General features: G+C 44.6%; 8 protein-coding genes. 4 read left to right on the plus strand and 4 right to left on the minus strand.

Going from position 1 to position 15781, the window contains the following annotated elements; translation table 11 throughout:
* Positions 1 to 15: 15 nt before the first annotated feature.
* Positions 16 to 3216 (minus strand): SusC/RagA family TonB-linked outer membrane protein, encoded by a 3201-nt coding sequence (locus tag BMZ72_RS22205; protein ID WP_255373265.1) that lies wholly within the window; start codon positions 3214 to 3216, stop codon positions 16 to 18.
* A gap of 308 nt (positions 3217 to 3524) precedes the next feature.
* Here BMZ72_RS22205 and BMZ72_RS22210 point away from each other — a divergent pair, with 308 nt between their 5' ends.
* Positions 3525 to 6038, plus strand: a complete 2514-nt coding sequence (locus BMZ72_RS22210; RefSeq protein WP_177222891.1) for an FBX42 beta-propeller domain-containing protein — start codon at positions 3525 to 3527, stop codon at positions 6036 to 6038.
* A gap of 90 nt (positions 6039 to 6128) precedes the next feature.
* Entirely contained in the window at positions 6129 to 6641 is a 513-nt protein-coding gene (locus BMZ72_RS22215; RefSeq protein WP_089811902.1) for a DinB family protein, read from the plus strand.
* Between the two features lie 111 nt (positions 6642 to 6752).
* Here the strand turns inward: BMZ72_RS22215 and BMZ72_RS22220 are convergent, their stop codons facing one another.
* Positions 6753 to 8138 (minus strand): vWA domain-containing protein, encoded by a 1386-nt coding sequence (locus BMZ72_RS22220; RefSeq protein WP_177222892.1) that lies wholly within the window; start codon positions 8136 to 8138, stop codon positions 6753 to 6755.
* Positions 8139 to 8294: 156 nt separating this feature from the next.
* Here BMZ72_RS22220 and BMZ72_RS22225 point away from each other — a divergent pair, with 156 nt between their 5' ends.
* Positions 8295 to 9773, plus strand: coding sequence for a cryptochrome/photolyase family protein (locus tag BMZ72_RS22225; RefSeq protein ID WP_089811904.1), 1479 nt, complete (start codon positions 8295 to 8297; stop codon positions 9771 to 9773).
* 21 nt (positions 9774 to 9794) lie between these two features.
* Positions 9795 to 10913 (plus strand): DNA polymerase IV, encoded by a 1119-nt coding sequence (gene dinB, locus BMZ72_RS22230; RefSeq protein WP_089811905.1) that lies wholly within the window; start codon positions 9795 to 9797, stop codon positions 10911 to 10913.
* Between the two features lie 66 nt (positions 10914 to 10979).
* Here dinB and BMZ72_RS22235 read toward each other — a convergent pair whose 3' ends face one another.
* Complete coding sequence (locus tag BMZ72_RS22235) at positions 10980 to 11342, minus strand: hypothetical protein (RefSeq protein ID WP_089811906.1); 363 nt, start codon at positions 11340 to 11342, stop codon at positions 10980 to 10982.
* Positions 11343 to 11364: 22 nt separating this feature from the next.
* The gene (locus BMZ72_RS22240) at positions 11365 to 15771 is read right to left on the minus strand and encodes a DUF6443 domain-containing protein (protein ID WP_089811907.1); all 4407 of its coding nucleotides are present in this window, start codon (positions 15769 to 15771) and stop codon (positions 11365 to 11367) included.
* Positions 15772 to 15781: the final 10 nt, after the last annotated feature.

A 15781-nucleotide genomic window follows, 5' to 3' on the forward strand; every position in this document is an offset into this window, starting at 1 on the left:
TGATTGTGTTATTTATCAGAATGTAACATTCAGACCAAGGGTCATGCTTTTCAGAATAGGATAGTTGTTACCATTACCGGAGTTACCGGAATCAGTAACAGTATCTGATCTGCCAATGCTTTCAGGATCCAGATCTTTGGTTACCTTAAACATAGGAGAATGCGCCCAGAGGTTTTCCGCAGAAAGGAATACGCGCGCGGCAGACAATTTCGCACGACTGATAAATGTCTTCGGCAGATTGTATCCTACCTGGATATTTTTCAGACGGATATAAGCAGCATTCTGAAGGTATTTGGATTGCTTCGCATTCAGTACACCGGAACCATTCTGCGCGATATAACCACGGTAACGTGGGAAATATGCATCCGGATTCTTTTCAGACCAGATCTTTCCTACCTGCGATTTAGGCATAAAGTTGTAAGGCCTGTTGTATTGTCCCCAGAACACATCTGACTCCGCGCCCGGCCACCAGTCCTGTTTACCAACACCCTGGAAGAAAGTACTGAAGAAGAAATTATTCCAGTTTGCATCCAGCGTCAAACCATAGCTGTAACGTGGGGTTGAATTACCGATGATCTTCATATCACCATGATCAGCCACCGTATTTGCACCGTTGTTGATCACACCGTCGTTATTCTGATCTTTGAACTTGATATCTCCTGGTAACCAGGTACCGCTGTTGGACGCTTTGAATAAAGCCTGTGCTGCTTTCGCCTGACCAACATTCTGTGCGGTCCAGTAACCATCATTTTCATATCCCCAGATCTCGCCCAGCTTCTGTCCTGCATAATAGTCAGAAAGCTTATTATTGGTGTTATTGTACTTCGTGATAGTCGCTGTGTAATCAGAGATCACAGCAGTAACACCATATTGGAAAGGCTTGTCAGCCACTTTGAACTGATCTCTCCAGGAGATGGTCGCTTCCCATCCGATCGTCTTCAGGTTAGCATAGTTACCCTTCGGCACATCTGTACCAAATACAGCCGGTAATGTCTGACCTACGGTGAACATGTCAGTTGTTCTGCGCCAATAAACGTCTCCGCTAGCTGTCAGACGGCTGTTCAGGAATGCCATATCAATACCGCCATTGGTAGTGGTGGATGTTTCCCAGGTAAGACCATTCGGCAATACATTCGGCTGACTGGTCGTCTGTGGTCTGATACCATTGATGACACGTCCGGACTGCGCGATCAGGAACTGCTCCTGGAAAGCATAAGAGTTGATATTACCATTGCCCAGTGAACCATAGGAACCGCGGATCTTCAGATCAGACATGATGCCGGACGGCACATGCCAGAAAGGCTCCTGCGATACTCTCCAACCTGCAGATACAGATGGGAAGAAAGCATAACGCTGATTAGAAGGGAATTTGGAAGAACCGTCATAACGGCCATTTACCTCCAGTAAGTAACGGTCTTTATAACCATAGTTCACACGGAAGAATTCTCCCTGGATCGCCCATTTCTCATAACCACCTGCTGTAACAATGTTACTGCCCAGCGCCAGGTTCAGGTCCTTTGCATCGCTGTAGATCAGACCATTCCTTGTCACCGCCAGACCATTATAGGTAGCCTGTTCATAGTTGAAACCACCCAGTACTTTCAGATAGTGACCACCCGCAAAAGTATTTTCATACTCACCATACAGGTTGGAAGCAAAATATCTGTTGGTAGAATCTTTCATCATCAGGTCATTGTAACCGGTACCCACATAAGCGACTACGCCTGGCGCAGCACTGTAAGGCACCTGTACACGCAGACGTTTCTGTTTGTCTGTAATGCTCTGATAAGTGAAATCGCCTCTCAGCCTGAACTTATTCTTAAACACGTTGGCGATGAAACCAGTTGTATTACGGAACAATGCACGGTTGAAATCAATACCGTTCTTACCATATACAAAATCACCCACGGTATAAGCTGCTGTGTAAGTGAGCGTACCGTCCGGATTGAACAGCATAGAAGAAGGATGCGCTTCATCCGCCATATTCCTCCAGATACCACCGCCTTCACCAACGTTCAGCGGATTATGATATTCCCTGCTGGAATATTCAGTATTATTATATACCTGCAACCAGTCCGTCAACTGAATATTACCCTTCGCGCGCACATTGTACATGCTGTAGTCATCAGAGTTAAAACGGAAAAGACCATCCTGTCCGTAGTAACGGCCAGACACAGTATAACTCGCCTTTCCGCTGCTTCCTGATACAGACAGGTTCTGATCCATAGCAGTTGTGCGGTTTTTATAAAGCAGGCCATACCAGTCAGTATTACCATAATAAACATAGTTACCACTGGCATCCAGCTCCGTTTTTGGCAGAGAAGGATTGTCATTGTGCGCCTTTAGTGCCTCCAGGTAGGCTGGTGAGAACTTCTGGGTTTTGTTGATATTCTGTGGCGTCTGGGAATAATCATTCCAGGCAGACCATGCCTCATTGAAATTCTTAGCATACTCATAACCATTGGTCACCATATCAGGTACCGTGGTTGGTTTCTTTACAGAATAATTAGAAGAATAGTTAACCGTCAGTTTGTCTTTAACAGGCGTCTTGGTGGTGATCAGCACCACACCAAACGCAGCTCTTGCACCATAGATAGCAGCCGAAGATGCATCCTTCAGTACAGAGATACTGGCAACGTCTGCCGGGTTCAGCATACTCGGATCACCCTCTACACCGTCGATCAGGACCAGCGCATTGCCTCCCTGACCAATAGAGGTCGTACCACGGATGTTAAACGCAGGCGACTGGATAGGTTTACCATCTCCCATCACCAGGTTCAGGTTGGGGATCACACCCTGTAAGCCCTGGCTCAGGTTGGGAATAGGACGATTTTCCAATACCTTTCCGGATACCTGTGACACCGCGCCGGTCAGGTTTACTTTTTTCGTTGTACCATAGCCCACTACGACCACATCATTCAGCGCCGCTACATTACTACGCAGCACCATATGAATGTCTGACTGTGTAGTAACCGGTAAAGTGTCTGATTTGTACCCGATAGAGCTGAAGATCAATATAGGCCTGTCAGTTGTGTTCAGATGGAAATTACCCTTTTCATCTGTCCCCGTCCCGTTGCTTGTCCCCAGTACTTTAATTGTTGCACCGATCACAGGTTGCCCCGTTTCGTCAGTGACCCGGCCTTTAACAATACGCGATTGTGCATACGTGCTAAAAACACAACAAGTCAGTAAGAGGACGCATAACCATCTTTTCATGATGTTTCTGTTGTGATTGTTTGTAATAATTGGAAATAGAGTTAATGTCCCGCAAAGGAAGGTTTGGGGTATAAACAGGGACATTAACAGGGGATTAACAGGGTTGACTAATCTTATTAATACACCCATGTTAACAAACTAATGCAATACGAAACAATCACTTACAGTTTAATTAATTACCCACTGTTAAAGAAAAGTTAACACAACATTGCCGGGAAAGATTATAACTTGCCGTCCGAAAACAGGGAACAATGTGGGTTGCCCGTGAACATATTTTATTGAAAAAGCGCCTCCATATATACGCATTAATGGCATTGTTAATCATAATGCCCAGGGTCCTTTTTGCGCAGGGAAAATACGGACTGGAATTCGCCAGTAAGGATATAGATCCGGATGCAAGGACCGGTATGAACATGTTTCCGGATAAACCATTCATGGCCGGAAAACAATTTGCGCTCAGCTTCGACATCTCATTTATACCCAATATTGCTTCTTACTTCGGATACGTGTTTCGCCTCACCGACGAAAAAGACCAGCATATTGACCTCGTATATAATGTCCGTACACAATCCTTTGAACTGATAGCCGGTGATGAATATTCAGGTATCTCCCTGAAAACAGCTCCCGCTCCCTTCATTCACGACTGGCAGCGCCTGCAATTGGAAGTCAACAACTTACAACATTCCCTCACCCTGCGTATGAACAGGCAGATAGTTGGCAAAGCCCGTCTGCATTTCACACCAGGAAAGGAATGGAGATTGTACTTTGGCGCAAATCGCTATGACAGGGCGCAAACCTTTGATCTGCCGCCCATGCGTTTGAAAGATATCCAGTTACACCGGGAAAACGCCCTCGTTCACCACTGGCCCCTGCGTCAGTATACCGGCAATAACGATACAGACATTATCCATCAGCAGGTCGCCGAAATAGATCATCCCATCTGGCTCGCGCATGTCTACCGCAACTGGGAACAGGCAGCCGACTTCACCACAATAGGCAATGCCAGCGTCGCCTTTAATAAAGAAACTGGTATGCTATATATCTGTGCCCGCGATACCATGTTCCGTTATGACTGTAATAAGCACGTCCTGCGGACTGACAGTCTTACACAGCCGCATGGCTTACCTGCTGGTAATCAGTCGGTTTTTGGAGGAAAACAGCTCTATAACTTCCTGACTGACCTGAAAAAAGTAAGCACCTACGACGAAAACAGCCATTCCTGGAACACCCCGGTAGATAATGACAGCGTTACTAAATACTGGCACGCCAACAGGTTCTACGCCGGATTTGACAGTGCCATCTATGTCATAGGCGGCTATGGTAACTACCGGTATACCAATCAGGTACAGCGGTACAACATCGCCTCCGGCCAATGGGAACTGCTCAATCCCGGCGGAGATACTTATACTCCCCGCTATCAGGCAGCCCTCGGTACAACCACAGATGGCGATTCCGCCTATATCATTGGTGGCCGGGGAAGCGTAAAGGGCGACCAGCTGCTGAATCCTCACAACCTCTACGACCTGAACCTTTTTGACGCCAGAACAGCGTCTTTTAAAAAGATATACGAACTGCCCGCGCCTGAACAGCCTTTTGCCTTTGGCAATTCTATGGTCATTGACACCAGAGAGCAAAGCTATTATGCACTGACCTTCGCCAATGACAAAATGCAATCTTCCCTGCAACTGATCAAAGGCTCACTCACAAAACCGGAATATACACCGCTGGCATCCGCCATTCCCTTCCGTTATTTCGATATCCGTTCCAGGGCAGAGCTGTTTTACTATGAAAAAGCCCAAAAATTGATCGCGGTCGTATTATATACACCGGAAAATCATGTCACACAGGTTCGTATTTATACCATCCTCTTCCCTCCTGCTCTGCTGACCACCCCGGAAGACAGCCAACCGGCCAGTCACTGGCTCTTATGGTTGTTAACAGGAGCCGGTATCATGTGCTGCCTGGCCATACTGTTCAGCATGCGGCGTATCATAGGCGCCACCACACCCAAACCAGCCCCTGCTGAGCAGATAATAGTGACACCCGTACCGGTAATGGTCACCATCAGCAAAGAGGCTATTGAAACCGCTGTTGCAGCGGCGCCGGCCGGACCAGCCATCTACCTCTTCGGACAATTCACCGTACTTGACAATAAAGGCAATAACATCACCCGTTTATTCAGCCCATTGTTAAAAGAACTGTTCCTGCTGCTCCTGTTACATAGCATACCAGACCGGAAGGGGATCACCTCTGACAGGATCAATGAACTCCTCTGGCCGGGACGCACTGGGAAAGACGCCAGGAATAACCGCTCTGTCAATATCGTCAAACTAAAGAACCTGCTCGACAAAATAGGCCCTTATACCCTGGAAAAGGACAATGACAAATGGCTCCTCTATTTCAATGATGAGCAGGTCAGCATTGACCTCTTACAGTTCCTTGAAAAGGCAGATACCGACACCCCGGAAGATATCACAGCACTGGTGGCCCTCACCGTAAGAGGCGGTCTGTTAACTGAAACAGAATATGGCTGGCTGGATAAGTTTAAATCTGATATCTCTGCCGATATCACGACACGCTTCCTGCACCAGTTACAGCGAAATACACATAAATACGCCCCCGAACAGGTGATCGCCATCGCCAACAGCATCCTCAACTTTGACCCGCTTAGCGAAGACGCTGTCATGTTTAAGTGCAGGGCATTGGTTGCCCTTAAACAACATGCCGCTGCCAGAGCGGTTTATAACAGTTTTGCAAAGGAATACGAACACATTTACGGGGAGTCTTTTGAGAAAGAATACCAGGCCTTACTGGTAGATTAGAAAAAAATTTTCATACTGTTGACGGACTACTGACATAGGGTTGTCACAAGGCGCTTGTTACTTTGTTTCAGAATCACAAAACAACGCAATATGGAAATCATTCAATCTCTCCTTAAAGAAATGGAACAGGAAGCACAAACCACCCGTAAGATGCTTTCTATCATTCCTGAAGACAAGTTCAACTGGCAGCCCCATCCAAAAAGCATGTCTGTGATCAGACTGGCTACGCACATCGCTGAGCTCCCGGGCTGGGTAAGCATGGTGCTGGATACAGAAGAACTGGACTTCGCCACTGCTCCTTACGATCCTAAAGTGATCACCAGTGTAAAAGAATTATTAGCCTATTTCGAAGAAACCCTGGCTGCCGGCAAAGCAAGACTGGAGAAAGCACAGCTGCCGGAACTGGATGAACAATGGATCCTGAGAAATGGGGAAGATATCTATAGCAGATCCACCAAAGCTGAATTCATCCGCATCAGCTATTCGCAGATCGTACACCACAGGGCACAATTAGGTGTAGACCTTCGCCTCCTGGACGTTAAGATCCCGGGGAGCTACGGCCCAAGTGCGGACGAGCAATTTGAAGTACTGGAAAAAGCATAAAGTATATATTATCATGTAGGTGCTCGTTATGGTAGACTAAGCACTACAGTAAATAAGATAGCAACGCCTGATCATAATGATCAGGCGCTCTCTTATTGATGGTTGCCGTTATTATTTAATACTCTTCATTTTTTTCACATTGTAGTTGGAAGACTTATTCATCTTCTGATACATGCTTTTCTCTGATTCCCGCATCACACTTACAGAATCCATCTGCTGTACATAGGACGACATTTTCGTCACCTGCTCCTGTAGTTTAGGAGAATTATACCGGACCTGTTTTTCCTTCAGTACCTGTACAGCGGCCTGTCCCTTCTTACGGGCAGCATCATATTCCCCTTTATCCACATCCGCCATGATATCATCAAAGCTCTGGGTGGATTCAAACAGCGCCAGCATTTCCTGCACTTCTTTATCTTCTCCTTTTGCCACCAGTTCTTTATCACTTGTCATCCTGATCTGCACCGGTTTACTTTCTTTTACCTGCTCAAACGAAGAGACATTAGTATACCCCACAGTACAGTCGAAACGCAGATTCGTGGTATAGGTACCCTTACTTTTCAGCTTGATCAGTATCCCTTTTTCATCATTCGCATAAAGGTCGTTAAAACGGACCAGGACCTTCCCTCCCTTCACTTCATAAGGATAGCCATACACATAGGTGCATTCCATATCCTGCGGAATAGTGATCTCCGCCCAGGCATTCTGCGCCACAACACTCAGCAGCCCTTTTAACTCACCGGCAAATATCTGCGGAATCTTATCCGGACTATCAATAAAGTAATAGTTCGCCCGGCCATTTTCCGCGAGCATAGCCAGCAGGTCTTCGTTATAGTCCGCACCCACGCCAAATGTGGATAACGCGATACCATCCTCCTTATACTTGTTCTCCGCCAGTCTTTTCAAGGCCTGCGGATCAGTAATTCCCTGATTGGCAAGACCGTCCGTCAGTAACAGCACCCTGTTCACATACCCTTCCTTACGGGTGCTTTTCACCTGTGTATATCCTTCCAGCATGCCACCGCTCAGATTAGTAGAGCCACGGTCGTGGATCTTATCGATGGACGCCTTGAGCGCTTCCTTGTTTTTAACTGACTGAGACGGGCTGGTCACCTCCACCCGGTCATCATAGTTGACTATCGACAGATGATCTGCGCTATTCAGCTGATCTATCAGGAACTTCGCGGCCTGTCTGGCGTATTTGATCTTATCCCCACTCATGGACCCGCTCCTGTCCAGCACCAGTGATATATTCAGTGGTACCCTTGGTTTAGTCGCCTCTCCCTCCCCACTTTTGATGTTGACATACAGATAGCAATCGCCATTGCTATTCTGGTATACCCAGTTGTTACCCGGCTTAACATACCATTCGATGACCTTTTTATCGTCTGTCAGCGCGGAAGCTACTTTCTCCGTACGACGGCTGGAAAGTCCTACGCTGGAACTCAGCCATACAGGTACTGATAAACTTGCAAGGAAAAGTAAGGCATACTGCATAGCATAATAGAATTTAGGGTAAATGAATGTTTTCGGTATGATGCAGCAAAATCGTTCTTTCCATAAATGATGGGACCACTTTAACATTTTTTTGGCGAATCACCTGCTATCGGGAAAGGGTATGTTCTTTGCTGCACTTCTCCTAAATAGCCCCATATGACACAGGAAGCGGTCACATTGATATTTCCACACCAGTTATACAAACAACATCCGGCACTGGACAAGAGCAGACATGTATACATCGTGGAAGAAGCGCTCTATTTCACGCAATATCCCTTCCATCAGCATAAGCTTACTTTACACCGCGCCAGTATGCAGTATTACCGGCACTTCCTGGAACAGAAAGGCCATCAGGTCAGCTATATAGACAGCACTGAACCGCATGCAACTATACAATCATTCCTCAAATGGCTGCACGGTAAAAAAGTATACGAACTGCACTATGCTGAACCAGACGATTATCTGCTGGAACGACGTATCAACCGGTACTGCCGCCAGTATGATATGGCGCCGAGAATTTACACCAACCCCGGGTTCATTAACCGCCCGGATGAAGTAATGGATTTCTTCGATGAACGGAAGCGCTATTTCATGCAGGACTTCTACATTCACCAACGTAAAACCCACCAGATCCTTATCGATGTCAAAGGACCTGTCGGCGGTCACTGGAGCTTCGATGCAGATAACCGGGAGAAGATTCCCAAAGGAGAAAGCATTCCTGAAACACGCTTCCCGCCTGCCGGCAAATACCTGAAAGAAGCGATCGGCTACGTACAGCAACACTATAAAAACAACCCGGGAGACGCCGCTACATGCCGCTATCCCGTTACACACCAGCAGGCAGAACACTGGCTGGAACAGTTCCTCGAAGAACGTTTCCGCAAATTTGGCATCTACGAAGACGCAATCGTTCAGACAGAAAGCATTCTGTATCACAGTATGCTGACACCTGCATTAAACATAGGCTTACTCCTTCCCATACAGATACTCGAAAAAGCGATCGCCATGGCGCCTGTACACAAAGTACCGCTGAATTCACTGGAAGGATTTATCCGGCAGATCCTGGGATGGCGGGAATTTATCAGAATACTGTACAGACGCGAAGGCAGCAAACAACGCACCACTAACTTCTGGGACCATGAACGGCCTATGCCGGATAGTTTTTATACTGGTAATACCGGCATTCCACCTATAGACCAAACCATCCACAAATTACTCAGACATGGATATACGCATCACATAGAACGACTGATGATACTGGGTAATTTTATGTTGCTTTGCGAACTCCATCCTGATGCCGTCTATCAATGGTTCATGGAATTATACATCGACGCATATGACTGGGTAATGGTGCCCAATGTATACGGCATGAGTCAGTTTGCCGATGGTGGCCTGATGAGCACAAAACCCTACATCAGCAGCAGTAATTACATCCTGAAAATGAGCAACTATCCCAAAGGCGAATGGTGTCAGGTATGGGACGGACTTTTCTGGCGATTTATGCACAAACACCGGGACTTTCTCGGCGACAATCAAAGGCTGGGCATGCTGGTAAAGATGCTGGATAAGATGGACAAACAGGTATTAAGATCACACCTGCATCATGCAGAAGAATTCCTCAGCAAACTGACGTAGCTTTGTACTTCTACGGCTAACATGGAGAGTGAAACAAATAAGAAATTACGGAAGATCATTCATATTGACATGGATGCATTTTATGCGTCTGTTGAGCAACGTGACAACCCTGAATATCGCGGTAAAGCAATCGCAGTAGGCGGGTCTCCCGAAGGTAGAGGTGGGGTGGTGGCAACTGCCAGTTATGAAGCGCGTAAATTCGGCGTAAGATCTGCTATGCCCTCCAAAAGAGCCTTACAGCTTTGTCCGGAGATCATCTTCGTCCGGCCAAGGTTTGATGTGTATAAAGAAGCTTCCCGCAAAATACGGGAGATCTTTTCCCGTCATACCGATATCATAGAACCGCTCTCTCTTGATGAAGCATTCCTGGACGTCACCGAAGACAAACAACAGATCGGCTCAGCTATAGAAATTGCAAAACTCATCAAACAGGCCATAAAGGAGGAACTACAACTCACTGCATCCGCAGGTGTATCTGTAAATAAGTTTGTCGCAAAGATTGCATCTGATCTGAATAAACCCGACGGACTCACCTTCATTGGCCCTTCTTCCATAGAATCATTCATGGAAAAACTACCGGTCGAGAAATTCTTTGGTGTAGGAAAAGTCACTGCAGAGAAGATGAAGCGTATGGGACTACACACCGGTGCAGACCTGAAACGTTTATCAGAAAATGACCTGAAAACACACTTCGGAAAAGTAGGATCATTCTATTTCAGAATTGTCAGAGGGATCGATGAGAGAGAAGTACAGCCACATCGTGAAACAAAATCCCTGGGCGCTGAAGATACCTTCCCCTATGACCTGACACGCACAGAAGAAATGGATGCTGAACTGGAAAAGATCGCCATAACAGTATATGAACGGTTAAAACGGTATGGCCTGAAAGGCAGGACGGTCACACTAAAGATCAAGTACAGCGACTTCAGACAGATCACCAGGAACCAGTCATTTCCTTTTCCTGTCGGTGACCTGGAGAAAATACTGGAAACAGCAAAACAGTTATTACGCTCAACAGAACCGGAAGATAAACCCGTACGCTTACTGGGGATATCATTGTCTAACTTCGGAGAGATTATTACGCTTAACGACCGCCGGGATAATACGATACAATTGTCTCTTTTTGACGACATACAATAAACGAAGAAGCCGCCACCAAACGTAGAAGGTGACGGCTTCTTTATACCATTGACATTCCAATTAATGTTATGATATTTTGTTTCTGATATCATTAAATACAAGAATGACAGTAACAGCTCCACTTATCAGTAAATGAATACTCACCAGCATGATCAAGTTTGCTCCTGGCAACATGTATAGCAACCCTGCTGCCAAAATCGAATTAAATACGATTAGCTTGTAATGTTTTGCAGACAAATTACAGTAAATCAGAATAGCATACACAATCATAATAACAAACCCCAATACTGCTAAATCCTTAGCCTTTAACCATACAAAACGTTCCATGAATAACTCCAAAGAGTCTGCCAGGTTGTAGCTAAAAAGAAAACAAACTATATAAACTAAATAACAAATAGTGTAAACGATATTAAGAAAGTATTTTCTCATTCAATAAATGGTTTATGTATTCTTACTTCAATTTAGTAGGTACAGCAAATGTTCCTTTGGTTTGCACAGTAACTGTTTCTTTAGCAGGCGAAGCGCCCCAAAAACCACCTTCCTTAAATTTAACCTCATAGGTGTACTTTATTGTTCCATAATAACGATATCCCGAAGTAGTAGTACTTGCTCCTATACTGCCACTTGAAGTGTTCTGTTCTTTCGTGCCTGCTTCAACTTTCAAAGTGTTGCCAGTCTTTTCAGTCCCTGCCTTCGTTTCATTTGATACGCCGAGATTATTTTCTAGTTGATTTGAGCCGTTATTATCCGTGGTACGGGTTACATTTTGTCGCAGCTCATATTTTGAATCTCTGTCAACTTCAATGCTGATAAGTTCAACTGTTATGGCATCATCTACTGCAAACAAGCCAGGATCATCAATTTCTAATGGGACCCTACTGCGGCCATCAGGTAAAGCTCCTGACAAAGTTTTAGCAATCATCTTATCAAGCTCATCCTTAGAGTTATCAGTTGCATAGTCGGTGATATTCCTTGACCCATCACCGGCAGAAGCTTTTTCAGCAGCCGGGTCTAGATAATTCTGACGAATGAAACGGGGATTTACTTCAGACCCAGCTATCGTCGCGCCATCAGGTAATGGAATCAATGAATCATATACCGTTGCTGGTACCATCCCATCAGGATCAATAAAACGTATAGGATTATTAAATGCATAATTATATGGAGAATGCCGGGACATCTTATTAGCCATCGGGTCAACCCCTTGCCATCTTCCAATCTGCACATTATACATCCTGGCGCCATAGTCATACCAATCCAACCCTCCACCTTTCAAAAATTCATCAGACTGCAATTCCTTGCCATTATATTTCATCCTGTTCTCGACATAATCAGTCCCTTTTAAAGCATTGGACGAAATTCCCCTCATCACCAATCCATAAGGATAATAATGAGTTTCCTCCAGTAAAGGTCCCGAATTTAATCCCAGGATAACGTTATCAAAATAAACATCCTGCTGACTCTCATTGCTTGTATAAATGTATAGGAAACCGCTCTTGTCCATTGTCATTTTCTCAACATTCAGCGCCTGTAATTCGTCAGGCGTCGCCTTGACTTGCCTTACACCGCTATTTCCTTCCACGACATTAAACTCATCATCAAATAGCACAAAGTTAAGATAAGCTTTAGGGCGTCCCGTTTGTTGAGGTTGTTTGCCTTTTTCCTTCAATCTTTGATAAGTATTATTGTAAAAGTCAGCTGTAAATGGCGTTGAATTGCTCAGAACATTTCCCGCGTGAGACCCATCTATTACACCGTCGCCACCAAATGCCTGTGCCAGTCCTATCAACATATCTTCAACAGGCGCTTTTGATTTATCTTCAGGTCCCTGTGATTTATAAAAGGCCTTGGTACTCATTGCGACAGTATCTCCCGCCATTACTCTCAAAACTAATGAAGGACCAATTTTTTTACCGCCTGTTCTTGCATTTAATTTAGAGACAAATTTATTTTCCTCAGTTGTCTTATCCTCCGGATAGCCAACTGGCTTTTCAGTACGGGTCTGTTCAATATTACTGAATAATGCAGATTCTGTAGCCGCTTTTCCTGTTTCCATCGTCGCCGCATACATAGAAAAATCACTTTGTTCTGTTAATATAGTTCTAACATTATCTAAATAATCCTTCTCAAAATAGTCATATACATATCTGACGGAATCACCTGTCTTATAAACCGGGCGAATACGACCTTCTTCATGACTGATTAGCTCAAGAGAATCTTGCTGATAGACAAAAAGACCATTATAATCAGTTGTCAACACCTTAGCTGGCGAAACTGTATTATCAACTACAATTTTACTCAATTTTGTACCAAGAGCATCATAAACATATGTTACCGAACCTTTCCCATCAATAGTGATAACAGTAGGTTTATTTAAAAAATTATACTGTACTCTACTGATATGTTTATTGGAATCTGCCACAAGATTTCCATTCGGATCGTACCAGTAATCATTTCCTGTATTAGTACCGTTGATAAAATCACCTAACATTGCTGTCACCGTTTTCGCGGGGTTCGGATCGGAAACAGATAGCAGCTTATTACTATTACTCTGGTATACATAAATCAGCTGATCAATAGTATCTATTTTTGTACCTATCATCCCTTTCTGCCGCATCGACTTAATATTTCCGTTTGCATCATAAGTCAGATTATCAACTGAAAAGTCCATTTTATCTTTGAGCCAGTTAGCGCCGCTTAGTTGTGAAAATTCTGCGCCAGTTAATCTCTTTGCTATATCGTAACTAAACCCATATGCACGGGCAATAGTATCAGACCCACTTTTCCATTTGATACCTGCAACATTACCGTTGTATTGGTTGGTAGTAAATCCATAATCATAACTGAACTCTTGCCCAAACCAATTGCTTTTGCCTGTAGCCCCTGTCACAAAATTTCTATTTATTCCTTGGATCCAACCTTTTATATTATACGCATAACTCAAAGAGTCAATAACGGCACCTGAAGAAGATACGCCCAGGTATTTAGATCTAAGCCTTCCTAATTCGTCATATCTGCTACTCGAAATCGTTCTCTCTAAATCAGGTCTGTCATTCAGACGTTTTTTTATAGTAGTCAGACGATTACTATGATCGTATGAATTTACTGTCAACAAAGTAGTTTGCGGAGTGATACTCTTAGGATTTTGATGGCGCATGTAACTACTCAGCAGGCGACCATTGAAAGCATATAAATTTGTAAGAACATCCTTTCCATCCAGATGATTGTCACTTATGATTTGAATAGCAAGGCCTTTATCATTATAATAGGTACTCGTGACCAACCACTTATCTGTACCTAAAATGCGAACTTTAGTGCCTGTCACTAAACCTGTCGTCAGATTACTGTAACTGGACGCTCTGACAGGAAACAGCGAATCTGCAGCTTCAGGTTTATTCATATCGGCGCTTGCAAAAGCCTGTCGACCCGAATAACTGTAATCATCATAAAATGTATAGGTTAAAGGTATCAGCGCACTTGAAGGGATATCAGGCAACGGATTACTAACTGTTAGGATGGTGGTATCGCCCGTCGCGCTAGTATCAATTTCCATATTCACCTCACCATTACCTGTATCAAAATTATCCAGCGCAGTTATACTGTTTGTAGCTTTATAAATCGCACTACCATCATGGATATAAAGAGCAATATCAGCTTTTGGGGGGATACCATACTTAATTGTCTGTGTCGTTGTTGCTGTATTCATACTAGCCTGCAAAGCTGCCCTTGTTACGTTTGTTGTATAAATGGCAGTCATTGTAGGACGGTTTTGGGTATCATAAAACGTAGCCAGCCATTCCTTTGGTGACTTAGACCACTGTGCCGAGTCCTGCGTAAATACCAGTCTGTCCCGAACGTCATAAACCATTGATACCGGACCTGCGCCAGGAAACTTCTTTACAACCATTCTTTTCCGCTCATCATACTGATACTGAAAACATAGTTCCTGCGCAATCGTCCCTATGTTCCAATTGTTTGTCAGTGCAAAGTCAACAGCCATTGGTGGAATTGTAAATCTCAGATTTCCCATATCATCAAAAACATAATACGTACACAACCATCCTATATGAGCTGTCCCTGGGCTTGAAGACAATTGGACTTTCTTCAATATGACATTTCCACTTTTATCCTCATACTCAATCACCTGACTCCCACTCTCATCAATGGTCACGCTCTTACGAAGCTGGCCAGCGGCATAAATGCCTGTACTTGCTGGCAACCATGAACCAATACTCCATATCCGTACAGAGTCAGCCGCCGTATTAAATAGATATTTATATTCCACCGGATGCGTTGCCCAACTATCGCCAGCACCATAAAATTTAACAACCCTGTTTAATGGAGAGGCATCATACTCGCTCTTGTTGTAAAATATATGCTCTCCCACCAAACCCGGATTCAATGCTCCATTTCTGTAAAACGTATCCTGCGCACTGAAAGGATTGATTTTAAACTTCCCATCATTTACGTTAGCTGATCTGGGCGTAAAAGGAAGGTACTGATATTGCTCATTTCCAAATTCGTCATAGACATTGGAAGATACCAGATCCCGGCCAAAGTCGCTGATGCCTTTACCCACACTTTGGAGAGGACGGCCCAGGCCATCAATGTATTGTGTGGTTTGTTTTACCTCTCGCACCTTTCTTAAGGTTGAAGTCACCGCACTTGTATCTGTTAGCGGCATATCAGGCTCCCAGATTCTGACATAGTTAATTGACGTGTTAGTATAAGGTACCGGCAAGGAATCAGGCGTGGCGGTGGCCCTTGTACCTCCCGGCTTTTGGGCATTTACAACAGCTGGGTACATAATACCGGCTATCGAAACACCTACCAGACATATAAGTTTAGAGATATTCATATTAATAGGA

This window comes from Chitinophaga sp. YR627, from assembly GCF_900114995.1.
Classification (GTDB): Bacteria; Bacteroidota; Bacteroidia; order Chitinophagales; family Chitinophagaceae; genus Chitinophaga.